Source organism: Vibrio sp. R15-SG3-ISO1A (assembly GCF_059833955.1).
In genome coordinates this window covers 1-25,017 of record NZ_JCBDGH010000075.1, presented here as the reverse complement: position 1 = coordinate 25,017, position 25,017 = coordinate 1, and the positions used below count along the sequence as shown (strand labels likewise).

At 49.6% G+C, this 25,017-nt stretch carries 22 protein-coding genes; 10 read left to right on the top strand and 12 right to left on the bottom strand.

All coding sequences use genetic code 11. From position 1 onward, the window contains the following. Positions 1 to 70 precede the first annotated feature (70 nt). Genes pcnB through panC form a run of 4 tightly spaced genes read left to right on the top strand, consistent with a single transcriptional unit; the run spans position 71 to position 3,678 of the window. A complete protein-coding gene (pcnB, locus tag AC6R0L_RS12470) occupies positions 71 to 1,432 on the top strand; it encodes a polynucleotide adenylyltransferase PcnB (RefSeq protein WP_487902108.1) in 1,362 nt (453 codons plus the stop codon). Continuing rightward, complete coding sequence (gene folK, locus AC6R0L_RS12465) at positions 1,429 to 1,920, top strand: 2-amino-4-hydroxy-6-hydroxymethyldihydropteridine diphosphokinase (protein ID WP_487902109.1); 492 nt, start codon at positions 1,429 to 1,431, stop codon at positions 1,918 to 1,920. Before pcnB ends, folK begins: the two co-directional genes overlap by 4 nt. A gap of 34 nt (positions 1,921 to 1,954) precedes the next feature. Further along, positions 1,955 to 2,749, top strand: a complete 795-nt coding sequence (panB, locus tag AC6R0L_RS12460) for a 3-methyl-2-oxobutanoate hydroxymethyltransferase (protein WP_334553917.1) — start codon at positions 1,955 to 1,957, stop codon at positions 2,747 to 2,749. 11 nt (positions 2,750 to 2,760) lie between these two features. After that, positions 2,761 to 3,678, top strand: coding sequence for a pantoate--beta-alanine ligase (panC, locus tag AC6R0L_RS12455; protein WP_487902110.1), 918 nt, complete (start codon positions 2,761 to 2,763; stop codon positions 3,676 to 3,678). Between the two features lie 96 nt (positions 3,679 to 3,774). Here panC and AC6R0L_RS12450 read toward each other — a convergent pair whose 3' ends face one another. From AC6R0L_RS12450 to AC6R0L_RS12440, 3 genes are all read right to left on the bottom strand, one after another. After that, on the bottom strand, positions 3,775 to 4,545 hold the full coding sequence (locus AC6R0L_RS12450; RefSeq protein WP_334553913.1) for an ABC transporter permease: 771 nt from the start codon (positions 4,543 to 4,545) through the stop codon (positions 3,775 to 3,777). Then, positions 4,545 to 5,462 (bottom strand): ABC transporter ATP-binding protein, encoded by a 918-nt coding sequence (locus AC6R0L_RS12445; RefSeq protein ID WP_334553911.1) that lies wholly within the window; start codon positions 5,460 to 5,462, stop codon positions 4,545 to 4,547. Before AC6R0L_RS12445 ends, AC6R0L_RS12450 begins: the two co-directional genes overlap by 1 nt. A gap of 242 nt (positions 5,463 to 5,704) precedes the next feature. After that, positions 5,705 to 7,375, bottom strand: a complete 1,671-nt coding sequence (locus AC6R0L_RS12440; RefSeq protein ID WP_334553910.1) for a SulP family inorganic anion transporter — start codon at positions 7,373 to 7,375, stop codon at positions 5,705 to 5,707. 348 nt (positions 7,376 to 7,723) lie between these two features. Here AC6R0L_RS12440 and can point away from each other — a divergent pair, with 348 nt between their 5' ends. Then, positions 7,724 to 8,392, top strand: a complete 669-nt coding sequence (can, locus tag AC6R0L_RS12435) for a carbonate dehydratase (protein ID WP_334553908.1) — start codon at positions 7,724 to 7,726, stop codon at positions 8,390 to 8,392. A gap of 88 nt (positions 8,393 to 8,480) precedes the next feature. Here the strand turns inward: can and hpt are convergent, their stop codons facing one another. Beyond that, entirely contained in the window at positions 8,481 to 9,011 is a 531-nt protein-coding gene (gene hpt, locus AC6R0L_RS12430) for a hypoxanthine phosphoribosyltransferase (protein ID WP_334553906.1), read from the bottom strand. A 329-nt stretch (positions 9,012 to 9,340) separates the two neighbouring features. On the opposite strand from hpt, the gene AC6R0L_RS12425 reads away from it, so the two are divergent. Further along, complete coding sequence (locus tag AC6R0L_RS12425; protein WP_487902112.1) at positions 9,341 to 9,955, top strand: LuxR/HapR/OpaR family quorum-sensing transcriptional regulator; 615 nt, start codon at positions 9,341 to 9,343, stop codon at positions 9,953 to 9,955. A gap of 152 nt (positions 9,956 to 10,107) precedes the next feature. Here the strand turns inward: AC6R0L_RS12425 and lpdA are convergent, their stop codons facing one another. From lpdA to xerD, 7 genes are all read right to left on the bottom strand, one after another. Further along, positions 10,108 to 11,532 carry a dihydrolipoyl dehydrogenase gene (gene lpdA / locus AC6R0L_RS12420; RefSeq protein WP_334553903.1) on the bottom strand — a complete coding sequence of 475 codons (1,425 nt, stop codon included), beginning with the start codon at positions 11,530 to 11,532 and terminating at the stop codon, positions 10,108 to 10,110. Positions 11,533 to 11,764: 232 nt separating this feature from the next. Then, positions 11,765 to 13,675 carry a pyruvate dehydrogenase complex dihydrolipoyllysine-residue acetyltransferase gene (gene aceF, locus AC6R0L_RS12415; protein WP_500629312.1) on the bottom strand — a complete coding sequence of 637 codons (1,911 nt, stop codon included), beginning with the start codon at positions 13,673 to 13,675 and terminating at the stop codon, positions 11,765 to 11,767. A gap of 19 nt (positions 13,676 to 13,694) precedes the next feature. Beyond that, complete coding sequence (gene aceE / locus AC6R0L_RS12410) at positions 13,695 to 16,358, bottom strand: pyruvate dehydrogenase (acetyl-transferring), homodimeric type (protein ID WP_487902114.1); 2,664 nt, start codon at positions 16,356 to 16,358, stop codon at positions 13,695 to 13,697. A 48-nt stretch (positions 16,359 to 16,406) separates the two neighbouring features. Continuing rightward, positions 16,407 to 17,177, bottom strand: coding sequence for a pyruvate dehydrogenase complex transcriptional repressor PdhR (pdhR, locus tag AC6R0L_RS12405; protein WP_334553897.1), 771 nt, complete (start codon positions 17,175 to 17,177; stop codon positions 16,407 to 16,409). A gap of 510 nt (positions 17,178 to 17,687) precedes the next feature. Further along, positions 17,688 to 19,427: a single-stranded-DNA-specific exonuclease RecJ gene (gene recJ / locus AC6R0L_RS12400; RefSeq protein WP_500629311.1), complete on the bottom strand. Its 1,740-nt coding sequence runs from the start codon at positions 19,425 to 19,427 to the stop codon at positions 17,688 to 17,690. A 16-nt stretch (positions 19,428 to 19,443) separates the two neighbouring features. Further along, a complete protein-coding gene (locus AC6R0L_RS12395; RefSeq protein ID WP_500629310.1) occupies positions 19,444 to 20,190 on the bottom strand; it encodes a thioredoxin fold domain-containing protein in 747 nt (248 codons plus the stop codon). Between the two features lie 39 nt (positions 20,191 to 20,229). Continuing rightward, positions 20,230 to 21,126, bottom strand: coding sequence for a site-specific tyrosine recombinase XerD (xerD, locus tag AC6R0L_RS12390; protein WP_420378222.1), 897 nt, complete (start codon positions 21,124 to 21,126; stop codon positions 20,230 to 20,232). Positions 21,127 to 21,296: 170 nt separating this feature from the next. On the opposite strand from xerD, the gene fldB reads away from it, so the two are divergent. Next, a complete protein-coding gene (gene fldB / locus AC6R0L_RS12385; RefSeq protein ID WP_500629322.1) occupies positions 21,297 to 21,818 on the top strand; it encodes a flavodoxin FldB in 522 nt (173 codons plus the stop codon). Between the two features lie 24 nt (positions 21,819 to 21,842). On the opposite strand, the gene ampD is transcribed toward fldB, so the two are convergent. Next, entirely contained in the window at positions 21,843 to 22,409 is a 567-nt protein-coding gene (gene ampD / locus AC6R0L_RS12380; RefSeq protein WP_500629309.1) for a 1,6-anhydro-N-acetylmuramyl-L-alanine amidase AmpD, read from the bottom strand. A 139-nt stretch (positions 22,410 to 22,548) separates the two neighbouring features. Here ampD and nadC point away from each other — a divergent pair, with 139 nt between their 5' ends. The 3 genes from nadC to AC6R0L_RS12365 all read left to right on the top strand — a co-directional run. After that, positions 22,549 to 23,460 (top strand): carboxylating nicotinate-nucleotide diphosphorylase, encoded by a 912-nt coding sequence (nadC, locus tag AC6R0L_RS12375; RefSeq protein WP_500629308.1) that lies wholly within the window; start codon positions 22,549 to 22,551, stop codon positions 23,458 to 23,460. A 338-nt stretch (positions 23,461 to 23,798) separates the two neighbouring features. After that, positions 23,799 to 24,236 (top strand): pilin, encoded by a 438-nt coding sequence (locus tag AC6R0L_RS12370; protein ID WP_500629307.1) that lies wholly within the window; start codon positions 23,799 to 23,801, stop codon positions 24,234 to 24,236. Then, positions 24,236 to 25,017 (top strand): ATPase, T2SS/T4P/T4SS family (locus AC6R0L_RS12365; RefSeq protein WP_500629306.1); only part of this gene is annotated, 782 nt, incomplete at its 3' end. The genes AC6R0L_RS12370 and AC6R0L_RS12365, both read left to right, overlap by 1 nt.

Below are 25,017 nucleotides of genomic sequence, written 5' to 3'. Positions count from 1 at the left end.
AGCACGCAATCTGCATACGGATTGGAACATCAACCTGACTAGGCAAACACCGAATAACAGCTAGAAGCACATGAATAAAAACGACGATACACCCAACGAAACTCAAGTTTATCCGCAGCTTTCGTTAAATATTATTACTCGCCAAGAGCATAATATCTCACGCAAACAGATCAGCGATAATGCATTGAAGGTGCTATACCGTCTTCATGGTGCAGGCTATGACGCCTACCTCGTAGGAGGAGGTGTTCGCGATCTGCTGCTTAATCAATCACCCAAAGATTTTGATATCGCCACCAATGCGACCCCGGAACAAATCCGCCAGCAGTTTAAAAACTGTCGCTTAATCGGTCGACGTTTTCGTCTCGCGCATATCATGTTTGGTCGAGACATCATCGAGGTGGCGACGTTCCGCGGTCATCACCAAGAGCCAAGCAAAAACGTCTCTCAACAATCGAAAGAAGGGATGTTGCTGCGCGATAACGTCTACGGCACTGTCGATGAAGACGCTGAGCGCCGCGATTTCACCGTGAACGCGATGTACTACAACATCAGCGACTACTCGATTCACGACTACGCGGGCGGCATGGAAGACCTCGAAGATAAGCTGATTCGCTTGATTGGCGATCCCGACACACGCTATCGCGAAGATCCTGTGCGTATGTTGCGCGCGATTCGCTTTGCGGTGAAGCTGGACTTTGATATCGAAGAAGAGACCGCAGCCCCAATTGAAGAGTTGGCGCACCTTCTTCAAGACATCCCTGCTGCGCGCTTGTATGAAGAGTCACTCAAGATGCTGCAATCGGGCTATGGCTTAGAGACGTATCACTTGATGCGTGAGTACAACCTGTTCCAGCAACTCTTCCCGACCATTGCGCAGTACTTTACCGAAGATTACTCGTCTCCAACCGAGCAGATGCTGGATCTGGTACTCGACTCTACCGATCAGCGCATTGAAGAAGGTAAGCGCATCAACCCTGCCTTTATGTTCGCGGCGATGCTGTGGTACCCGTTGCAAGAAAAAGCCGCTCTGTTGATGGAAAAGCAAAAGCTCTCTGAGTATGACGCCATTATGGAAGCGAGCAACCTAGTGCTCGATGAGCAAGTGCGCACCATCGCGATTCCTCGTCGTCACACTGCAACCATTCGTGAGATCTGGCAATTGCAACTGCGTATGCCGCGCCGCAATGGCAAGCGTGCGTTCCGCCTGCTTGAGCTTAACAAGTTCCGCGCTGGCTTTGATTTCCTAGAGATGCGCGGTGAAGTCGAGCAAGGGGAGACCTTAGCGCTGGCCAAATGGTGGGAGACCTTTCAAAATGCGGGGCGCAATATGCGTCAAGCCATGGTCGCTGACCTCGATGCCAATGAGACCGGCGAGCCTAAAACACGTCGCCGCAGAACCAACCGTAAAAAGCGCAGCAAGGCGTCGTCATGATCACCGCATACATTGCTGTCGGCAGCAATTTGTCTGATCCTGTGACCCAAGCGAATGAGGCCATCGAAGCGCTCAAATCGCTGCCAAAATCGCGCTTTATCGCCACCTCCGCGCTCTACAGCAGTAGCCCTATGGGGCCACAAGATCAGCCGGATTACATCAATGCCGTGGTGGCGATTGAAACCGGATTAACGCCCATTGAACTGCTCGATTGCACCCAAGCGATTGAACAATCTCAAGGGCGTGTCCGTAAAGATGAACGCTGGGGACCAAGAACCTTAGATCTCGATATCATTCTTTACGGCAATGAGGTGATGGATTCCGAGCGATTAACGCTTCCTCACTATGGAATGAAAGAGAGAGAATTCGTTCTCTACCCGCTCGCCGAAATCGCACCAAATTTAACGCTCCCAGATGGGGCCAGGCTCTCTGAACTGCTCAAGCAAGTAGACAGAAACGGCCTGCGTCAATGGCAGTCGTCTCAATGATTGCGCCTGCCACCCTCATGGTAAGGAAAGAAAAATGAAAAAAATCTCGATTAATGACTTGATGAAATGGAAGCAGGAAGGCCGCAAGTTCGCCACCTCGACGGCGTACGATGCCAGCTTTGCGCAGTTATTTGAAAGTCAGGAAATGCCTGTTCTTTTGGTGGGTGATTCCCTTGGTATGGTATTGCAAGGCACGACCAGTACACTGCCAGTCACAGTTGATGAAGTGGCTTACCATACTCGCTGCGTACGTGCGGGCAGCCCAAACTGCCTACTGATGGCGGACATGCCTTTCATGAGCTATGCCACACCGGAACAAGCGTGTGAAAACGCCGCAACGCTGATGCGTGCCGGGGCAAACATGGTCAAAATCGAAGGTGGCGACTGGTTAGTTGAAACCGTAAAAATGCTGACTGAGCGCGCCGTACCTGTGTGTGCGCACCTTGGCTTGACGCCGCAATCTGTCAATATTTTTGGCGGATTCAAAGTGCAAGGTCGTGAGCAAGACAAAGCCGATCGCATGGTGCGTGATGCGCTTGCGCTTCAAGAAGCGGGCGCACAAATCATCTTGCTAGAGTGTGTTCCTGCCGAGCTGGCAAGACGCATTACCGAAGTGTGTGATGTGCCAGTGATTGGTATTGGTGCGGGCAATGTGACCGATGGTCAGATCCTCGTTATGCACGATATGTTCGGTATTTCAGCCAATTACATGCCTAAGTTCTCGAAAAACTTCCTTGCCGAAACGGGCGACATGCGTAAAGCTGTAGCGAAATACAAAGAGGATGTAGAGAGTGGTGCGTTCCCAGATGACGCTCACACGATTGCTTAAGGATCAAACCCATGCAAACTTTTGCTGATATTGCCGCTCTTAGAGAGCAAATCAAACAGTATAAGCGTGATGGCCGTCGGGTTGCTTTTGTTCCCACTATGGGCAATTTACACGAAGGTCACCTGACGCTAGTGCGCAAAGCGCGTGAAAACGCCGATGTGGTGGTGGTGAGTATTTTTGTTAACCCCATGCAGTTTGATAGAGCGGATGATCTCAATAACTATCCGCGCACACTCGACGACGATTTAGCCAAACTCAGCGGTGAAGCGGTCGAAGTGGTCTTTACGCCGACACCTGAGACCATCTACCCTGAAGGGCTCGATAAACAGACATCGGTCGATGTCCCAGGTTTATCCACCATTCTTGAAGGTGCTTCACGTCCTGGGCACTTTAAAGGGGTTGCGACTGTGGTGACCAAGCTGTTCAACATCGTTCAGCCTGACGTTGCCTGCTTTGGTGAAAAAGATTTCCAACAGTTGGCGGTCATTCGTAAGATGACGCTCGATCTGGCGATGGATATTGAGATCATTGGTGTACCGACCGTGCGTGAGATGGACGGATTGGCCATGAGTTCACGCAACGGCTTGCTGACGCTTGAAGAGCGTCAACTCGCCCCAGTATTAGCACGCACGATGCGCTGGATCAGCAGTGCCATGCGTGGCGGACGCGATGACTACGCATCGATCATTGAAGATGCGAGCGATCAGCTCCGCGCCGCAGGCCTGCAACCGGATGAGATCTTCATTCGAGATGCACGCACCCTGCAAGCAATCACCACAGAGACCACCCAAGCGGTGATCTTGATGTCGGCCTTTTTGGGTAAGGCTCGCCTTATCGACAACCAAGTGGTCGAGTTAAACTCCTCATCGGAAGCCAGTGGCAACGAAGATGAAGCGACCAGCGAGAGCGCCGAGTCGAGCAAAGCATAATTGCCGGTACGTAAATCGCAGAACGTAAAAAGGTTGGCATTTCGCCAACCTTTTTTATTCCGCTCTTTTTTGTTCCACTAAAAGAGTCATCTCGGTTTAAGAACGCAATCCGATGCCTTTAGTGACGAGGTAGTGTGCCACGCCATACAAGGCCAACACAAACACACTCAAGACCCCAAAAGAGGTGACAATACCCACATCAGACACACCCAAGAATCCGTAACGGAAAGCGTTTACCATGTAGACGATGGGGTTTATCTTCGATACCCCTTGCCAAAACTCAGGCAACAAGCTGATCGAATAGAACACGCCACCCAAGTAGGTTAACGGCGTCAAAACAAACGTCGGGATGATAGAGATGTCATCAAAGGTTTTCGCGTAGACGGCATTTATCAATCCCCCTAAAGCGAACACCACCGAGGTCATGAATACTGTCGCGATGATGATCCCCCAGTGCTCCACTTGCAGATCAACAAACAGCAGTGACACAAAGGTGACGATAGTGCCAACCAATAGCCCACGCACCACGCCGCCCATCACAAAGCCTAGAATGATCACATAGTTAGGCACTGGCGCGACCAACAGCTCTTCAATATTGCGCTGAAATTTGGCACTGAAAAACGACGAGGCGACATTCGAGTAAGAGTTAGTGATGACCGACATCATAATCAAACCCGGTACAATGTACTCCATGTAGCTAAAGCCGTTCATTTCCCCAATACGCGAACCAATCAAGCTACCAAAGATAATGAAATAGAGCGTCATGGTGATCGCTGGCGGCACTAAGGTTTGCACCCAGATACGGGTAAAGCGGTTGATCTCTTTGGTTAACAGACTGCAAAACGCCGTCCAATACAACTGAAGCATTACTTCGCCCCCTCTCTAACGATGGTCACGAACAGCTCTTCCAAACGGTTCGCTTTGTTGCGCATTGACTGAACCGTGACACCTTGCTCACTCAATTGACTGAAGATGTCGTTCAAACCTTGCGACTTGTCGATCTCAATCTCCAAAGAGCCCGCCGTGAGCTGCTGACGAATCACGCCCTCCAATGGCGCAACCTCGACGCCCTCTTGCAGATCCAGGATAAAGGTTTCCACCGTCAGCTTACTCAGCAAGGATTTCATGGTGGTGTTTTCAATCAACTCACCTTTACTGATGATGCCAATATTGCGACACAACATTTCCGCTTCTTCGAGGTAGTGCGTGGTCAGAATAATGGTGATGCCCTGCTCTTGGTTGATCTCTTTCAAGAACTGCCACATCGAACGGCGCAGCTCGATATCAACGCCGGCGGTCGGCTCGTCGAGAATCAAGAGTTGTGGCTCGTGCATCAGCGCACGGGCGATCATCAAACGGCGCTTCATGCCACCCGACAGGTTGCGCGCTCGCTCGGCGCGTTTTTCCCACAAATCGAGCTTAGTGAGATACGTTTTCGCCCGCTCTTTGGCTAATGACTTGGGCACACCGTAATACCCGGCCTGCTGCAATACGATCTGCTCAACGGTTTCAAACTGGTTAAAGTTAAACTCTTGCGGAACCAAGCCTAAGTTTTGTTTGGCGAGCTCAAGATCGGTATCAATGTCATAACCGAACACTTTCACCGTGCCCGAAGTCTTGTTAACCAATGACGAGATGACGCCAATAGTGGTGGATTTACCCGCACCATTGGGCCCAAGCAAGGCGTAAAAATCCCCTTTTTTGACCTGTAAGCTGATTCCTTTGAGCGCTTCAAAGCCACCGGCGTACGTTTTACGTAGCTGGTCTATTTCTAGTGCATACATAATGGTTGTCTGTACCTGTTGGTCTTGCTTATCGCCTCAGAATTGGGGCGATGAATGCTAATCAGTGTATCGACGAACGCGGTTGATTACAATTAAACCTTTCGACTTTTTTGGAAATATAGAAATCAGAAGTTATAGCGAAAACATATAGAGTGAAAATGGAACGTGATAGGAAGGGGGGATTCGCACCGGATAAGCTCCCCACTGCGTAAGGCGAATGGGGAACGTACACCGAGTGTCAATTAGATCGAATAACCGATTTCCGGTGTCTCATCGACATGTTTCAGCGCGGCTTTCAGTGCTTCGTAACGGAACTTAAAGGTGTTGTCACTTGGCACGAGATCAATCACGTGGAACTTCTCAAGTTGCTGACGGGTATTTTCGTTCGGGCAGAGCAAGTAAACCTGACATTTGGCGTCCAATGCGTCTTTGATGGCGTTTTCCAACGCAAGCCCGACGGTGACATCAATCATAGGTACATCGGTCAAATCCAAGATCATCGCTTGATAGTCAGAGATACTGCTGTGTTGACGCGAAATCGCTTTAGAGACACTGAAAATCATCGGACCGGAGAGATAGAAGAACAGCACTTTACCGTTGGCTTTATCGAGTAAGGCGCGCTCGCTGTCAGTCAGTGGTACATCGTCTTGGTCCGCATCACTGATTGCTTTGACCTGTCTCGCTTGCTCGCGGCTAAGGCGTTCGATGATGATAATGTTGGAGATAAACACTCCTAGCCCCACGGCGACAATCAAATCCACAAACACCGTCAACAGCATCACACCATACATGACGGCCATGCCCGGAAAGCTAACCTTGTGCGCACGCTGGATAAAACTCCAGTCAAGAATGTTAAATCCGACATACACCGCAATACCAGCCAACACCGCCATCGGAATAGGTTCGGTTAAGCCACTCGCCACCAAAACCACTAAGGCCAAAATCAGTGCTCGAATCACGCCTGAGAGCGGAGAACGTGCCCCCACTTGAATGTTGGTCACCGTGCCCATGGTTGCGCCCGCCCCCGGCAGAGCACCAAAAAGACCTGAGACCATGTTGGCAAGGCCCTGACCTCGGAGCTCTTTGTCGGAGTCGTGCTCTTTACGCGTGAGCGAGTCACCGATAACCGCAGTCAGCAAGGTATCGATACAGCCCAGCGTGCCCAGTACCAAGGCGTCTATCACCATTTCCACCAGCATCGAGGGATCGATATGTGGCATCACCAGAGAAGGCAGCCCCGCAGGAATTTCACCAATTCGACGAATCGCGTCAGGCTCAAACAGTACGACGGAGAGCAAGGTCACCGCCACAAGCGCAACCAACTGCGCAGGGACATATTTGCGATACTGTTTAGGGAAAAAGAACAGAATGGCCAAGGTCAACGCGCCAAGAAGCAGCTCACTGAATTTCATGTTGGCCAAAGTGTCAGGCAAAGCGGAAAGCGTGCCAACCACACCACCCGCAGGGGCGGCATGCCCCAATAACGGCGAGAGCTGAAGGATAATCAAGATCACGCCAATACCCGACATAAACCCGGAGATCACGCTATATGGCATCAAAGTGACGTATTTTCCGAGCTTTAATGTTCCAATCAAGATCTGGAATGCGCCCGCCATCATCACCACGGTGAAGGTCATCGCCATACCCGTTTCAGGGTATTTGGCCATCATGCTGGTGAGAACGGCGGTCATGATCACTGTCATTGGACCCGTCGGCTCTGAGATTAAAGTATTCGAACCACCGAACAGGGCAGCGAACAGACCGACCATGATCGCCCCCCATAAACCCGCCTCAGCGCCAGCGCCTGACGCCACACCAAACGCCAGTGCGAGTGGCAGAGAAATGATCGCAGTGGTCACACCGCCAAACAGATCGCCTTTAATATTGATATCTTCAAATCGATTTCCAAGCACAACCTTGCTCCATGCTTAACAACATCTTTCACCACTTGGCTTCAGCGCGTGAATACCAAGTGGAAAACCAATAACCATAAAATTTATGCTACTATCTGACGTGAAAAATCAGATTATTGAGGCGAAATGCCGCAAAAACATCACTCTAACAAATGTTACCCCTCAGCAGTAACAGTAATTGGTATCACATTCCGACTACTTTATAACTGTTTGTTAGGATCTCGACTAAGTTTATGTATTTTCATCCCTAAACTCGTCAGATGAGTGCCTTTTTACTGATTTTTTACGAGTATGAATTTGTAACATTATGTATAGTGATGAAACATTTTTTTAGGATTGATAAGTAAGATGCCAGAGATTAAACAGTTATTTGATAATAACTCTAAGTGGTCAGAGTCGATCAAAGCCGAGCGACCTGAATATTTTACTCAATTGGAACAAGGACAGAGCCCAGGTTTCTTGTGGATTGGCTGTTCAGACAGCCGTGTCCCAGCAGAGCGCCTAACCGGGTTGTACTCTGGTGAGCTCTTCGTTCATCGAAATGTGGCAAACCAAGTCATTCACACCGACCTCAACTGTTTGTCTGTGGTGCAATACGCGGTGGATGTGTTGAAGGTGAAGCACATTATCGTGTGTGGTCACTATGGCTGCGGCGGGGTGAAAGCGGCGATCGACAATCCGCAACTTGGCCTGATTAACAACTGGCTACTGCATATTCGCGATCTCTACTTTAAGCATCGTCACTACCTTGATGGCATGCCGTTAGAGGATCAAGCGGACAAGCTGGGTGAAATCAACGTTGCGGAGCAAGTGTACAATTTGGGCAACTCGACCATTATGCAAAATGCGTGGGAGCGCGGTCAGGATGTGGAAATCCACGGTGTTGTGTATGGGATTGGCGACGGTAAACTGGAGTATTTGGGCGTGCGTTCAAGCTCAAGAGAATCGGTCGATGACTCTTATCAGAAAGCGATGGAAGCGATCCTCAACCCAGAACAAAAACTCTTGTGTCGCTAAGTTCATTGACACACATAGCCTAATAACAACAATGCCCGCAATCGCGGGCATTGTTCAATGTCGTGTTGTCAGTTTATGAGTGACCACTTTATTCCTGTGGTACCACTTTACCGATGTATGGAAGATGGCGATACTTTTGCGCGTAGTCAATCCCAACACCAACTACAAACTCATCCGGAATTGAGAAACCAATCCAATCCACAGGCACCTCGACTTCGCGACGCGAAGGCTTATCAAGCAGCGTACAGATGGCGATCGATTTAGGTTCACGCAGCGACAAAATTTCTTTGATTTTGTTGAGTGTGTTGCCTGTATCGATAATGTCTTCAATAATCAGCACATCCTTGCCTTTAATGTCGTCATCGAGATCTTTCAAGATGCGAACATCGCGTGAGCTTTCCATGGTATTGCCGTAGCTAGAAGCCGTCATGAAATCCACTTGATGCGTCAGGTCAATTTGGCGCGCTAAGTCGGCCATAAAGACAAACGAACCACGCAGCAATCCAACCAACACCAAGTCTTCACTTCCTTGGTAGTGCTCGGTGATCTGCTTGCCCAGCTCATTTACTCGCGCCTGAACATCTTGCTCAGAAATCATCACTTCTACTGTATGTTTCATACCCATCTCGTCTTTCGTTTTGCCAGTACCTGAAGGATAGCGTATTCGCGCCTATGTGCCCGTTCCGAGCCGTTTGACTCGCTGGTACTGCTAAATGATCAAGCGCGTAGTCTAACACTTGAGCGCTCACTCTTAAACGTTTGCTTGGATGAAAACCCGGGGACTGATAAAAATGAAATATTAGTAACTAACAAAATTGATTATTAAATCACCTCAAAACGTTGACCCAAAGCATATGCACCATTACACTCATCAATGCTACGGCAAATAATAAAATACTAAATAGGGCTCAGCCCACAACGACAACTCAATTGGCAAGGAAATGAACTATGGATTCTATAGCGAAACGACCCCGTACACGCCTTTCTCCACAAAAACGCAAACAGCAGTTGATGGAAATCGCCTTGGAAGTGTTTGCTCGCCGCGGAATTGGACGTGGCGGCCACGCTGACATTGCAGAGATCGCACAAGTCTCTGTGGCGACGGTGTTTAACTACTTTCCTACCCGAGAAGATCTCGTCGATGACGTTCTAAACTATGTCGTCAGACAGTTCTCCAACTTCCTCACCGACAATATTGACCTAGACCTCCACGCGAGAGAGAACCTGCACAATCTGACCTCTGCGATGGTTGAGTTGGTGCTCAATGATTGTCACTGGCTCAAAGTGTGGTTCGAATGGAGCGCCTCGACTCGTGATGAAGTCTGGCCGCTGTTTGTCTCCACCAACAGCACCAACCAACTGCTGGTGCAAAATATGTTTGTGAAAGCCATCGAGCGCGATGAAGTGTGTGACAAACACGATCCTGTCGATCTCGCGACCCTGTTCCACGGCATGTTCTACTCGCTGTTCATTCAAGCCAATCGTATTCAAGATACTGAAGCGATGGAGAAACTGACCAACAGCCACCTAAACATGCTCTGTATTTACAAGCGCGATCAGTAATACGCTCGCCAGCTACGCCTATTCGCTATGCCTGATCTTTAACGTACAGGAGCGAGCACAGTGAACAGGCTTAAGTTAACGGACATAAGTTAACAGGCATAAAAAAACCGCTGATGAATCAGCGGTTTTTCTCTATTTCAGCCTTAGAAGGATTACTTCTTCTTCGCTTTCGGGTTTGGAAGGTCAGTAATGGTGCCTTCAAACACTTCCGCGGCTAGACCTACAGACTCATGCAGAGTTGGGTGAGCATGGATAGTCAGTGCAATATCTTCTGCATCACAACCCATTTCGATAGCTAGGCCGATTTCACCCAACAGTTCACCACCGTTAGTACCGACAATCGCACCACCGATAACGCGATGGGTATCTTTATCGAAAATAAGCTTCGTCATACCGTCTGCACAGTCAGATGCGATAGCACGACCAGACGCCGCCCACGGGAAGGTAGCCGTTTCGTAGTTGATGCCTTCTGCTTTCGCTTCTTTCTCAGTCTTACCAACCCACGCCACTTCTGGCTCAGTGTAGGCAATTGAAGGAATAACTTTCGGGTCAAAGTAGTGCTTCTTACCAGAAATCACTTCTGCTGCAACGTGACCTTCATGCACACCTTTGTGCGCTAGCATTGGCTGACCAACGATATCGCCGATCGCGAAGATGTGTGGGATGTTGGTACGCATTTGCTTGTCAACATTGATGAAGCCGCGCTCGTCGATTTCAATCCCAGCTTTCTCACCATCGATAAGCTTACCATTTGGCACACGACCGATAGCCACAAGAACCGCATCGTAGCGCTCTGGCTCCGCTGGTGCTTTCTTGCCTTCCATTGACACGTAGATACCGTCTTCTTTCGCTTCAACAGCGGTCACCTTAGTTTCAAGCATCAAGTTGAACTTGTTCTTAATACGTTTGGTGTAAACTTTAACGATGTCTTTGTCTGCCGCTGGGATAACTTGGTCGAACATTTCAACCACGTCAATTTGAGAACCCAGAGAGTGGTAAACCGTACCCATTTCTAGACCGATGATACCACCGCCCATGATCAGCAGCTTTCCTGGAACTTCTTTCAGCTCAAGTGCATCCGTTGAATCCCAAATACGTGGGTCTTCATGCGGAATGAATGGAAGTTTGATAGGTCGAGAGCCCGCAGCAACGATTGCGTTATCAAAGTTAACGACCGTTTTACCGTCTTCACCTTCCACTTCAATCGAGTTAGGTCCTGTGAACTTACCAAAGCCGTTTACCACGTTCACTTTACGCATCTTAGCCATACCGCCAAGACCGCCAGTCAATTGGTTGATCACTTTCTCTTTCCACAGACGAATTTTATCAATGTCTGTTTGTGGCTCACCGAACACGATACCGTGCTCAGCCAAAGCTTTCGCTTCTTCGATCACTTTTGCCACGTGTAGAAGCGCTTTTGACGGGATACAACCCACGTTCAAACAAACACCACCTAGGGTGCTGTAACGCTCGATAAGAACAGTGTCCAGACCTAAGTCTGCACAACGGAATGCAGCGGAGTAACCAGCAGGACCGGCACCAAGTACTACCACCTGGGCTTTAATTTCTTTGCTCATTTTGACCTCTTGTAGTCATTATCCCTAACAGGCTGAGTGAGTATGGAATCTATCGTTCAACGAATGGTTTGTTTTTCAATATTATTTTCAGACCGCCAACAGTTTACAGAGATGTTAATGGTGTGAAAAGTAAATCCATTTAGCCTGTGAGCTAGACAACAATTCACGAATGAACTGCTGAATATAGAAAAAGTGACTCCCCTTTACACCGAGGGTAAAGGGGAGTCATGAATTACAATACTAGACGACGAATGTCAGACAGACACGCGTTTAAGTAAGTAATGAAACGTGCACCTTCTGCACCATCAATCACACGGTGATCGTAGGAGAGAGACAGTGGAAGCTGTAGGCGCGGTTCAAACTCTTTACCGTTCCACACTGGCTTCATTTCAGACTTAGACACGCCAAGGATACCGACTTCCGGAGCATTAACGATTGGCGTAAACGCCGTACCGCCGATACCGCCAAGACTTGAGATAGTGAAACAGCCACCTTGCATGTCAGCCGCTGTGAGCTTGCCAGCACGTGCTTTCTTAGACACGACCATCAGCTCTTCAGACAGCTCGTAAATGCCCTTCTTGTTCACATCTTTAAATACAGGAACAACTAGGCCGTTTGGCGTATCTACCGCAATACCTACGTTGACGTATTTCTTCAGAATTAGGCTCTCACCGTCATCAGATAGAGAAGAGTTGAACGCAGGGAACGCTTCAAGTGATTTCGCTACCGCTTTCATGATGAACACAAGTGGCGTGATCTTCATGCCCGTGTCTTTCTTCGCTTCGATGGCGTTCTGCTCTTTACGGAACGCTTCTAGCTCAGTGATGTCTGCGTTGTCCCATTGGGTCACGTGCGGGATCATCACCCAGTTACGGTGTAGGTTTGCACCTGAGATCTTCTTAATGCGAGATAGCGGCTGAGTTTCCGTCTCACCGAACTTGCTGAAGTCCACTTTTGGCCATGGGAGTAGACCAAGAGCCGCGCCGTCGCCTTTACCAGATGCGGCTGCACCTGCGCCAGACTCAAGACGCTTAAGCGCTTCTTTCACGTAGTTCTGAACGTCTTCCTTCAGGATACGGCTCTTACGACCGCTGCCTTTAACCTTAGAAAGATTAACGCCAAATTCACGCGCTAGACGACGAACAACTGGAGACGCGTGAGCGTACTCATCGTTTTCTTTGAAATCGCCAGTCGCTGCTGGAGCTGCTGCCGCTGGAGCTTCTGCTTTAGGAGCTGGAGCTGCAGGTGCTGCCGCTTGAGCTGGAGCCGCTGCCGGAGCAGGTGCTGCGCCCGCTACTTCGCCTTCCGTTGTAGAGAAAATCATGATGAGTGAGCCAGTAGACACTTTGTCGCCAGCTGCAATCTTGATTTCTTTAACTGTGCCAGCGAATGGTGCAGGCACTTCCATAGACGCTTTGTCACCTTCAACAGTGATTAGAGATTGCTCTTCTTCCACTGTGTCGCCAACCGCAACCATGATCTCAGTAACTTCAACTTCGTCGCCGCCGATATCTGGAACGTTCACTTCTTTTGCCGCTGCGGCCGGCGTCCCGGACGCTGCTGGAGCTGCTGCTGCAGGAGCTTCAGCTGCCGCTGGTGCGGCTGGAGCGCCTGAACCTGCTGTTTCGAATACCATGATAAGTGAGCCAGTCGATACTTTATCGCCTGCTGCAACTTTGATCTCTTTTAGCGTACCTGCGAATGGCGCTGGAACTTCCATAGACGCTTTGTCGCCTTCAACAGTGAGAAGAGATTGCTCTTCTTCGATGCTGTCGCCAACGGCAACCATGATTTCAGTCACTTCAACTTCATCACCACCGATGTCTGGTACGTGAACTTCTTTTAGTTCTGCTGGAGCTGCTTCTGCCGCAGGAGCAGGTGCAGCGTCAGCTGCACCCGAAGCGCCGGCCGCCTCGGTTTCGAAAATCATGATTAGAGAGCCAGTAGAAACCTTGTCGCCTTCTGCAACTTTGATTTCTTTAACGATACCCGCTGTCGATGCAGGCACTTCCATAGAAGCTTTGTCGCCTTCAACTGTGATCAGAGACTGCTCTTCTTCAACCTTGTCGCCAACGCTTACAAGAATCTCAGTAACTTCAACCTCATCCGCACCGATGTCTGGTACATTAATTTCGATTGCCATTTCTTATCTACCTTCTTAATTAAGCGTATAGCGGGTTTGTTTTCTCTGTGTCGATGTCGAATTTCTTAATTGCTTCTGCAACTACAGATTTCTCAACTTCGCCACGTTTCGCTAGTTCAGTTAGCGCTGCTACTACTACGTAACCAGCGTTCACTTCGAAGTGACGACGTAGGTTTTCACGGCTGTCTGAACGACCGAAGCCATCAGTACCAAGAACTTTGAAAGACTCAGCAGGAATGTATGCACGAACCTGCTCTGCGTAGTTCTTCATGTAGTCAGTGGCTGCGATAGCAGGTTCAGTACCCATTACTGTTTGGATGTAAGGTACTTTCGCTTCCGCTTCTGGGTGAAGCATGTTGAAACGCTCTGCATCTTGGCCATCGCGAGTGAGTTCGTTGAATGACGTTACAGAGTAAACATCAGAAGCAACACCGTAATCTTCGCTTAGGATTTGAGCTGCTTTACGTACTTCATTCATGATAGTACCAGAGCTCATCAGCTGAACTTTCGCTTTGTCGCCCGTGTAAGTTTCTAGCTTGTAGATACCTTTACGGATGCCTTCTTCAGCGCCTTCTGGCATTGCTGGCATTGCGTAGTTTTCGTTCATTAGCGTTAGGTAGTAGAACACGTTTTCTTGTTCTGGACCGTACATGCGACGGATACCGTCTTGCATGATTACCGCGACTTCGTACGCGAATGTTGGGTCGTAAGAAATACAGTTAGGAACCGTACCCGCCAAAATGTGCGAGTGGCCGTCTTCGTGCTGTAGACCTTCACCGTTCAACGTTGTACGACCCGCAGTTGCACCTAGTAGGAAACCACGTGCTTGTTGGTCACCAGCCATCCACGCCATGTCGCCAACACGTTGGAAGCCGAACATTGAGTAGTAGATGTAGAACGGGATCATTGGTAGGTCGTTTGTCGAGTATGAAGTCGCAGCAGCAACCCATGAAGACATAGCACCTAGCTCGTTGATACCTTCTTGTAGAACCTGACCTGAAGTCGCTTCTTTGTAGTAAGAAACAACACCACGGTCTTCTGGTGTGTAAGTTTGGCCGTGCGGGTTGTAGATACCGATTTGACGGAACAGACCTTCCATACCGAATGTACGTGCTTCGTCAGCAATGATAGGAACGATGTTCTTACCAATGTTCTTGTTCTTAAGTAGAACGTTTAGTGCACGTACGAATGCCATAGTAGAAGAGATATCACGCTTCTGTTCTTCTAGTAGTGGCTTGAATTCTTCTAGCTCAGGAACGATGAATTCTTGAGTGAATTTAGGTAGACGCTGTGGCGTGTAGCCGTGTAGCGCTTTACGACGAGCATGTAGGTATTCGTACTCTTTTGAACCTTCTTCAAGTTTCAGGTACGGAAGTTCTTTCACTGCTTCGTCAGTTAGGATGTCTTGAAGACCTAGACGATCACGTAGGTGTAGTACGTGAGTCATGTCCATCTTCTTAACTTGGTGCGCGATGTTCTTACCTTCAGCCGCTTCACCCATGCCGTAACCTTTAACAGTCTTAGCTAAGATTACTGTTGGACGACCTTTAGTTTCTGCCGCATTTTTGTATGCCGCGTATAGCTTAGAAGACTCGTGACCACCACGCTTAAGTGCGAAGATTTCGTCATCAGTCATGTCAGCAACAAGTGCAGCTGTCTCTGGGTACTTACCAAAGAAGTGCTCACGTACGTACGCGCCATCTTTTGATTTGAATGTTTGGTAGTCGCCGTCGATGGTTTCGTTCATCAGTTGAAGAAGCTTACCAGTCGTATCTTTAGCGAGTAGTGAATCCCAGTTGTTACCCCAGATGACTTTCACTACGTTCCAACCTGCACCTTTGAACAGACCTTCAAGCTCTTGAATGATCTTACCGTTACCCATGACAGGGCCATCTAGACGCTGTAGGTTACAGTTGATTAGGAAACATAGGTTGTCTAGTTTCTCACGCGCAGCGAAAGAGATAGCACCACGTGATTCTGGCTCATCCATTTCACCGTCACCTAGGAAGGCGTAAACGCGCTGCTCTGACGTATCTTTAAGACCACGGCCTTCAAGGTACTTAAGGAAACGAGCTTGGTAGATAGAAGCGATTGGACCTAGGCCCATCGATACTGTCGGGAACTGCCAGAATTCAGGCATCAGTTTAGGGTGCGGGTATGAAGGAATACCTTTTCCGTCTACTTCTTGACGGAAGTTGTCTAGCTGCTCTTCAGTTAGACGACCTTCAACGAATGCACGTGAGTAGATACCTGGTGAAATGTGACCTTGGTAGTAAACCAAATCGCCACCATCCTTCTCGTTCGGTGCACGGAAGAAGTGGTTAAAACAGGTTTCGTAGAACGCAGCAGAAGACTGGAAAGACGCCATGTGGCCGCCTAGCTCTAGATCTTTCTTAGATGCACGTAGAACGATCATGATTGCGTTCCAACGGATGATGGAACGGATACGGCGCTCAAGCGTAGTATCACCAGGGTAGGCTGGTTCTTGGTTCGCTGGAATCGTGTTGATGTAGTTGGTTGTGATGCCTGTTGGCATATCAACGCCGTCTAGGCGAGCTTTGTCTAGAACTTGCTCTAGTAGGTACTGTGCACGTTCTACACCTTCTTCACGAACTACTGACTCAAGAGCTTGTAACCATTCTTGAGTCTCAAGTGCGTCTACGTCATGCTTCATGTCAGACATGGCGATCTATCCTTCTGTTGGTTGGATCTACTTATTTAAGTAACGGTTTTAGTTAGCATCGTTACCTTGCTGAATTCGACGCAAAGAGCGTTCTCTGCGCGACTCTTCACGAGTCAAATCCAACAATGTTTCTTCGATATAAGCTAAATGCGAATGGGACATCTCACGCGCTTTTTCAGGTTGGCCTGAAACAATCGCATCCACGATATTAGCCCTGTGTCTACTTACTTTCTCCACCACTTCATCGCGGCGGTGTAATAGTTTTAAATTCTGTAATACGTTCTGCTCAAGCAAAGGCGCAAGGCTGCGAATAATGTGCAGCAACACCACATTGTGCGCGGCTTCGGTTAGGGCAATCAAAAACTGCACCACCGCCGCGGCTTCCGCGTCCACTTCTTTTGTGGACTGAGCTTGTGAGATGATCTCTAAACAAGCCTGAATGCGAGCAAAATCTTCTTCGGTACCACGTAGAGCTGCAAAATAAGCGGCAATCCCTTCCATCGCGTGACGCGTTTCCAGCAAGTCCAATTGAGTCTCAGAATGACTCGATAGGAGATTGAGTAAAGGATCCGAAAAACTGGTCCAAATCGTTTCACTGACAAACGTCCCTCCCCCTTGTTTGCGGGTCAAAAGACGTTTCGCTTCTAAGCGCTGGATGGCTTCGCGGATAGACGGACGAGACACATCGAACTGCTTCGCCAGTTCGCGCTCGGGTGGCAGTTGTTGCCCCGGCGAGAGTGTACCTTCCACAATCAACCTTTCTAACTCTTGCTCAATCACATCGGAGAGTTTTGGCTGACGAATCCTTTGATAAGCCATAGTTGTTATTCTTCTTTCTCTTTGCAGTCAATTGGTAATACCAATTTTATGTTGGCGAGGAAATTAACATAATTAAAACGCAACTTCCAGCCAAAATTTGATTCAAATCATAGAACGACTCATGCGGTCACAGTTTGATAACAGCTCATAATTAAAACATCAATCAAATTGGTATGACCAATTACAAAAGAGAAACAGATGGGACAAAAACGTGCCACGCATCACACTTTACTTGGTTGAGTCATCATACAAATGAAACGAAGCGAATAACATCAAAGCATAGTCTATCCACCGTCGATACCTTGGTGAGATGACATTTTTCTGAATTCAACCACGATTTTTCTGAAAACAGGGTAACGGATCCCGATCGCATTCCCTGGTCAGACCTGAAAAGTCTCACCTCAAAACTCTCGTCTCTAAACTCTCTCCTCAAAAAACGAAACAAAAAAACGCCAAGCATTTCTGCTTGGCGCGGTATCAGTGAGGGAGCCTCTTAGATGTAGAGAGCGTTCATCTCGCTTCAATATAATCGACCATCAGCTGTAAAGACTGATTGCCCCGAAACTCATTAATATCGAGGCGATAAGCCAGATGGACGGTTTTAGCGCTCGCATCCGGCCAACGTCTCAAGTCGACATTAAACGCGATCGCATCCATCGTCAGCCCGGTTGGGTGGCCACGATAGAGTGGCTCTAACATCAGCTTTAAGTGCTTCTCGGCCACCAGCTTTTGGTGCAGCACCATAAACTCGCCGTCAAAAATAGGCTCTGGAAACGCTTGCCCCCAAGGCCCACCACTGCGAAGCACGTGCGCGGTGTGCATGGAAAACTCTTCTGGGCGCAGCTCGCCATCGGACAAGATCACCCCTTTAAGCGCCGCTTCATCCAACTCTTGTTCCACCGTTTGGTTAAACAAGGTCGCAAAGCGTTCAAAATCTTTCTCCATGATGGTTAAACCAGCCGCCATCGCATGGCCGCCAAATTTTTTAATCAGCCCCGGATGTTGCGTATCGATACGATCGAGCGCATCGCGCATGTGTAAACCCGGTATCGAGCGACAAGAGCCTTTAATCGCGCCATCACCGCCATCGGCAAACGCAATGACAGGGCGGTGAAATTGCTCTTTGATGCGCGAGGCCAGAATCCCGATCACCCCTTGGTGCCAATCGCGTTGAAACAGCACCAGTCCATAAGGAAGCTGGCTCCCTTCACCAAACTGCAACCGCTCACAAAACGCCATCGCCTCTTGCTTCATACCCTCTTCAATCTCTTTGCGCGTTTGATTCAGCCCATCAAGTTCAGAAGCCATGCGTCTTGCGGCGTGAATGTTGTTGCTCATCAGCAGTTCAACCCCAAACGACATATCGTCCAGTCGACCGGCGGCGTTGATTCTTGGCCCCAAGGCAAACCCAAAATCTGCGGCGACGAGACGCTTTGCATCGCGCTTCGCCACTTCAATCAACGCTTGAATACCTGGCCTTGCTTTGCCCGCACGGATACGTTGCAGCCCTTGATGCACCAAAATTCGGTTGTTCTCATCCAGAGGCACTACGTCTGCGACCGTGCCCAGCGCCACAAGGTCTATCAGCTCCATCAGTTTGGGCTCCGCCATGCCTTGCTCAGCAAACCATCCCGCTTTTCGCATATGGACGCACAGCGCCATCATCAAATAAAAAGCGACACCGACACCGGCCAGCGCCTTAGACGGAAACGCGCACTCGTCGAGATTTGGATTGACCATCGCATCAACCTCAGGCAACTCATGCCCAGGTAGGTGGTGATCCGTGACCAACACCGTAAGCCCTTGCTGCTTGGCATAGCGCACGCCCTCAATCGATGACACACCATTATCGACGGTCATGATCACTTGCGCGCCCAGTTCGATCGCTTGATCGACCACTTCCGGGCTAAGGCCGTAGCCGTCTTCAAATCGATTCGGCACCAAATAGTCAACATTGCTCGATCCCAGCATCCGCAGTGCCAGTACAGACAACGCAGAGCTGGTCGCGCCATCGGCATCAAAATCGCCCACCACTATGATGCGCTGATTGAGGCGAATCGCCTCAAACAACAAACTCACCGCGGCCTCAATACCATGCAATTTCTGGTAAGAGTGCAAGGCTCTTGCGGTTGTCTCCAACTGCTCAACACTTTGAATACCACGGTTGATGTAGATGCGGCGCAGCAGCGGATCGATACTCTCAGGCAATAGGGTAATGTCTGCCTCAGGACGACGTTGAATCTCTATCATCGCTCATTCCTGCTCATTATTGGATTTGCTCTAAACGCTCGAGCAAATCGCGGGGTGGTAGGTATCCCCCCACCATGTCGCCATTAGGCAGAAAGATCGCTGGTGTACCACGAATGCCTAGCTCGCGCCCAAGAGCATAATGCTGGCTAATGATCTGCTGATATTTGGCAAAGTCTTCCCCTGGCTCAGGGAGCTCGCGTCGGGTTTTCCCGTCAGACATGGCTTGCTGAGGATCGCTTGCGCCCCAAATGGCCGCCATCTGATCGGCGGTGCCCCCTGTTGCGCCCTGTCTTGGAAACGCCATGTAGCGCACGGTGATGCCCAGCTTGTTATAGTCTTGCATTTGGCTGTGCAGACGCACACAGTAACCACAGGTAATGTCGGTAAAGACGGTCACCACATACTGTTCGTTGTCGGCTTTGAACGGAATCATGGTCTGTTTGAAAGCGTCGATTTTTGCCGCATTAATCGGAGCCTGTCGCTTAGCCAGTACATCTTCATATTGACCATTGCTGTCTAACTTGTACAAGGTGCCCGCCATAAAGTACTCACCATCAGGCGTCGCAAACAAGATGCCGCCATTGGTTTGCACTTCTAACAAGCCATCAATCTCGGCAGGGACAACATCTTGCACTTCCAGCCCAAGCTGATTAAAACGCGCTTCAATCTGCGCTTTATCGAAAGCCGGCTCTGTTGCAGCACTGGCTTGCGCCGTCAACAGTAGCGGCAGTGTCAGTAGAGTGATACGGCGTAGTACGCTCATTCAATTCACCTTTCTTGTCTTGTGGTTCAAAGCGCCTAATCAGGCTCTTGGATGATGCTCACTGTGGAGCTGTTTCAATCGTTCGGTCGCAACGTGGGTATAGATTTGGGTGGTGGATAAATCACTGTGTCCGAGGAGCATCTGAACCACGCGCAAATCCGCGCCGTAGTTTAATAGGTGCGTTGCAAACGCATGACGCAATACGTGCGGTGACAACTGCTCGGTATCGATGCCCGCTCTCACCGCATAATGTTTGATACGATGCCAAAAGGTTTGACGCGTCATTTGCCTCGCCCTTTTGCTCGGAAAAACCACATCAGAGGTGGTGTCACCTAATAATTCAGACCGGCCTTGTTTGAGAAAAGTTTCCGTCCAGTCGACGGCATTTTCGCCCATCGGCACCAAACGCTCTTTGCCGCCTTTACCGATCACCCGCACCACGCCTTGGCGCAAGCTGATGTTTTCCATCGTTAAGCTTACCAATTCCGTTACACGAAGTCCGGTGGCGTACAACAGCTCTAGCATCGCTTTATCTCGAAGCTCCATCGCGTCATTGACGTCCGGCGCATCGAGCAGCGCATCGACCTGCGCCTCAGAGAGATCTTTTGGTAAGCGTTTAGGTAATTTAGGGCTTAGCAGCAAGGCACTCGGATCGTCAGCGCGTATCTTTTCACGGTGCAGGTACTGAAACAAGCGACGGATGGCCGACAGCATGCGCGCACGCGACGTCTGCTTATAGCCTTGGTCCATCAACCAACTTTGATAATCCTGCAACCCTGAGAGGCTAATAAAACTGAGCCGATAATTGTGCTCACTCATCCAGCTCAGCAGTTTAAACAGATCATTGCGATACGAGGCCAAAGTATTTTCCGATAACCCGCGCTCCATCCACATGGTATCTAAAAACTGCTCAATGATTCCTTGGTCCGGAGTCAACACCTGCGACACACTTACTCTCTCACGTTGATGCTTAATGGCTTTCAATGTAAGTGCCTCGCTAGAAGAAAGCCATAAAAAATCACCGTTGAGGAGGATATTCGCTGCAAAGCTCGCCATTTTGTGGTTAGAATTCGCGGTACGCACACCAATCAAGATGGAAACCAATGATGAAAATCGGCCTGTTTTACGGTTCTACGACGTGTTACACAGAGATGGCAGCAGAGAAAATGCGCGCGATCATCGGGGAAGACTTACTCGACATCCACAATGTCAAAGAGTCCGACCTCTCGCAGATGGCCGACTACGATTTACTGATTTTAGGCATTTCCACTTGGGATTTTGGCGAGATTCAAGAAGACTGGAACGCGATTTGGCAACAAGTACCAACGGTGGATCTCAGCGGCAAAACCGTGGCGTTGTTTGGCCTTGGTGACCAAGAAGGCTATGGCGAGTGGTACCTTGACGCTATGGGCTTACTGCACGATGAAATCGTCAAGACCGGCGCCAATCTGATTGGTTACTGGCCCAATGATGAGCAGTACGAATTTGAAGCCTCGAAAGCGCTCACCGAAGATGGCCAGTTCTTTGTCGGTCTTGCGCTCGATGAAGATTCTCAATACGAACTGAGCGATGAGCGCATTGCGACCTGGGTGGAACAAGTGCTTACTGAGTACCAAGAGTCACTCTAAAACGAACGCACTCTCTGACTTCGCTCACTCTTCGCCGGCGCGATTCACCGGCGTTATTAAGCGTCGAAAACGCGGCCAATCAAACACCAAGCCTGGGTCGGTTTTGCGCAGCGGCGCGATGTACTGATGCCCCGTCACCCGCGAGACGTTGAGCTGAGGGTAGGCGCTCATTAACTCTAGACTTAATGTGGCCAGCGCTTGGTACTGCTTTGGCGTATAGGCGATGGTGTCTGTGCCTTCCAGTTCGATACCAATCGAGTAATCGTTGCAGCGGCTGCGACCTGCAAAACTCGACGCGCCCGCATGCCAAGCACGATCATCAAACGATACAAATTGCACTACCTCACCATCACGGCGAATCAAGCAGTGCGCCGAGACGCCCATTTTATGGATGACCGAAAAAAACGGATGTGCGTTAGGATCGAGCGTTCCACTAAAAAACTGCTCGATATAGGGGCCGCCAAATTGGCCCGGTGGCAAACTGATGTTGTGCACCACCAGCAAAGAGATCGTCTCACCTTGTGGTCTTTGATCAAAAAACGGTGAGGGCACATGACGCGCCGCTTGATACCACCCTTGGTTATCTATCATGTTGTTATACGACTCGGAACTCAAACATAGCCTGGCTAGAGTCTATCTCGCCTGAGATAAAATGCGAGAATAATGGCTGAATTTCATGCTCAGTCAGCGTATCATGCCCCACTCTGTTCAACTGCGTATTAGATTTGCGATGAAAAACACACACAATAGCCAAGAACGTCTTGAATATTTGAAGCAGCAACTTCCGCTGGAGATCACGCGAGCGGTGGCCGACGCGCTGAAAGAGGATCTCGGTGGCACTTTGGATCCCGCAGCCGACATTACCGCGGCTCTGATACCTGCAGATGCACAGAACCAAGCCACCTTAATCACTCGCGAACACGGTGTGTTCTGTGGTAAAGCGTGGGCAGAAGAAGTCTTCAAACAGCTTGCCGAGCAGCCCGGTGGCAGCCCAGTGACGATTGAATGGAACGTCGACGATGGTGACACCGTGGAGCCCAACCAAGTGCTGTGCACCTTAACGGGTTCATCACGCATGCTGCTGACCGGCGAGCGTAACGCGATGAACTTTATCCAAACGCTGTCTGGCTGCGCGAGTACCGTGGCGCAATACGCCAAACAGCTGCAAGGCACTGACTGTCGCTTGCTTGATACGCGCAAAACCATTCCTGGCCTTCGCAGCGCACTGAAATACGCCGTGGCGTGCGGTGGCGGCTTTAACCACCGCATCGGTGTGTTTGATGCTTACCTCATCAAGGAAAACCACATCATTGCCAATGGCGGCATCACGCCAACCATTAAGATGGCCAAGCAACTGAACCCAGGCAAACCTGTGGAAGTGGAAACCGAAAGCTTGCAAGAGCTGCAAGAAGCGATCGATGCTGGCGCAGACATCATCATGCTCGACAACTTCACTACAGAGATGATGCGTGAAGCGGTGAAAATCAATGCAGGGCGCGCTGCGCTTGAGAACTCAGGCAATGTCACGCTTGAGACCATCCGTGATTTTGCAGAGACCGGTGTGGATTACATCTCCGTCGGCGCCTTGACCAAACACCTTAAAGCGCTCGATCTCTCTATGCGTTTTAAAGAGGCGTTTTAAAGCCGTGTTTTGAAGCAGTGTTTTCGCGCTACCGCTTGGCCGTGTTTTCAGCAAAGTGCGCCATTGACTAAAAAATGGAAGAAAGATCTTATTTTTCAATCAGTAAATGGAGACCTCGCGTCTCCATTTTTTGTTTTTCTCTCACACTAAAGCTTCTCGATTCAAACAAAGTTTTGTCCTCGCTCGAAGTAATTTGCTGTGTAAATGAAATAAAGTCGCGTTTTTTCCTAATTGACTCGGAAAGCGCTGCGCCACTATTTCCACAAGTTTCATAGCCCTTCTATGCTCTCCCCATCAACAAACACCGCGGTGCCTCAAGCACCCAAATGGAGAGTTCTATGCAAACCAAACCACGTCGCCAGCAAGCTGGTTTTACTTTAATTGAATTGATGATCGTAGTGGCGATTATTGGGGTATTGTCGGCAATTGCTGTTCCTGCCTACCAAAACTATGTGGCAAAAAGTGAAGCAGCGTCGGCGCTAGCAACACTGAAATCTACAATTACACCCGCAGAATTGTATATCCAAGAAAATGGCGATTTCACTACCACAGACGAAACTGCACTATTTGCGGCTATTGGTATTTCTGCAGGCTCTAGCACATTAGGGACGTTAAGTGTTAGCGCCAATAATTCAATTCAGTTCCAGTTCACTCAAGGATCAATGGCAACCTCAGGTAGCGAAGGTACGATTACTTACAAGAAGGAGTCTTCAGGCTGGGTATGTGAGACTAACACTCACGTGCCAGCGTCTGCTAAGCCAAGCGGCTGCTCTTAATGCTCACCAACCTCCCCTCAATCCTGCGTCAAGCTAAGTTGCTTGACGCGGCGCAAGAGATACAAGTGCTGGAGCATGTGCAAGCGTCAGGGGGCTCCGTCCCTGACGCTTTGCACGATCTGGCCATCATTAACCATACCCAATTGACTGAGCACCTCAGTCAGCTGTTTGGTCTCAACATTATCGACCTGTCGCAAACGCCCTACACTGAGCTGTGCCAAACCCTTGGATTACGTGAGCTCATCACCCGCTTACAAGCGCTGCCCGTTGGCAAAACGGCTTGTTCACTCAGTGTCGCGGTCGCCGACCCTACCCACCTTGATGTCGAAGAAGAGTTTCGTTTTGCCACCGGTCTGCAAGTCGAGCTGGTGCTGGCCGATGCTAAGGCGCTGCAAGGAGCCATTCGCCGTTTGTACGGACGCGCGATCGCCGGCGAGCAAAACAGCAACAAAGAGATCAACGAGCAAGAGCTGGCCAACCTTGTGGATGTCAGTGATGACGAAGTGGGTAACATTGAAGATCTGAGTCAAGATGATGCGCCCGTCAGTCGTTACATTAACCAGATTCTGCTCGATGCGGTGCGCAAGGGCGCCTCAGATATCCATTTTGAGCCCTATGAAGAGACCTTTCGCGTTCGGCTACGCTGTGATGGCATCTTGATTGAAACTCAGCAGCCCGCCTATCACCTCAGTCGCCGTTTATCGGCGCGTATTAAAATCCTCGCTAAATTGGATATAGCCGAGCGCCGTCTGCCACAAGATGGACGCATCAAGCTCAGGCT

Coding starts and splice junctions, on each gene's coding strand:
- pdhR (WP_334553897.1), bottom strand. CDS start 17,177: ATGGCTTATCAAAGGATTCGTCAGCCAAAACTCTCCGATGTGATTGAG.
- fldB (WP_500629322.1), top strand. CDS start 21,297: ATGAAAATCGGCCTGTTTTACGGTTCTACGACGTGTTACACAGAGATG.
- AC6R0L_RS12395 (WP_500629310.1), bottom strand. CDS start 20,190: ATGAGCGTACTACGCCGTATCACTCTACTGACACTGCCGCTACTGTTG.
- AC6R0L_RS12370 (WP_500629307.1), top strand. CDS start 23,799: ATGCAAACCAAACCACGTCGCCAGCAAGCTGGTTTTACTTTAATTGAA.
- nadC (WP_500629308.1), top strand. CDS start 22,549: ATGAAAAACACACACAATAGCCAAGAACGTCTTGAATATTTGAAGCAG.
- recJ (WP_500629311.1), bottom strand. CDS start 19,427: ATGATAGAGATTCAACGTCGTCCTGAGGCAGACATTACCCTATTGCCT.
- pcnB (WP_487902108.1), top strand. CDS start 71: ATGAATAAAAACGACGATACACCCAACGAAACTCAAGTTTATCCGCAG.
- lpdA (WP_334553903.1), bottom strand. CDS start 11,532: ATGAGCAAAGAAATTAAAGCCCAGGTGGTAGTACTTGGTGCCGGTCCT.
- panB (WP_334553917.1), top strand. CDS start 1,955: ATGAAAAAAATCTCGATTAATGACTTGATGAAATGGAAGCAGGAAGGC.
- hpt (WP_334553906.1), bottom strand. CDS start 9,011: ATGAAACATACAGTAGAAGTGATGATTTCTGAGCAAGATGTTCAGGCG.
- AC6R0L_RS12445 (WP_334553911.1), bottom strand. CDS start 5,462: ATGTATGCACTAGAAATAGACCAGCTACGTAAAACGTACGCCGGTGGC.
- can (WP_334553908.1), top strand. CDS start 7,724: ATGCCAGAGATTAAACAGTTATTTGATAATAACTCTAAGTGGTCAGAG.
- panC (WP_487902110.1), top strand. CDS start 2,761: ATGCAAACTTTTGCTGATATTGCCGCTCTTAGAGAGCAAATCAAACAG.
- aceF (WP_500629312.1), bottom strand. CDS start 13,675: ATGGCAATCGAAATTAATGTACCAGACATCGGTGCGGATGAGGTTGAA.
- AC6R0L_RS12450 (WP_334553913.1), bottom strand. CDS start 4,545: ATGCTTCAGTTGTATTGGACGGCGTTTTGCAGTCTGTTAACCAAAGAG.
- folK (WP_487902109.1), top strand. CDS start 1,429: ATGATCACCGCATACATTGCTGTCGGCAGCAATTTGTCTGATCCTGTG.
- aceE (WP_487902114.1), bottom strand. CDS start 16,358: ATGTCTGACATGAAGCATGACGTAGACGCACTTGAGACTCAAGAATGG.
- AC6R0L_RS12425 (WP_487902112.1), top strand. CDS start 9,341: ATGGATTCTATAGCGAAACGACCCCGTACACGCCTTTCTCCACAAAAA.
- ampD (WP_500629309.1), bottom strand. CDS start 22,409: ATGATAGATAACCAAGGGTGGTATCAAGCGGCGCGTCATGTGCCCTCA.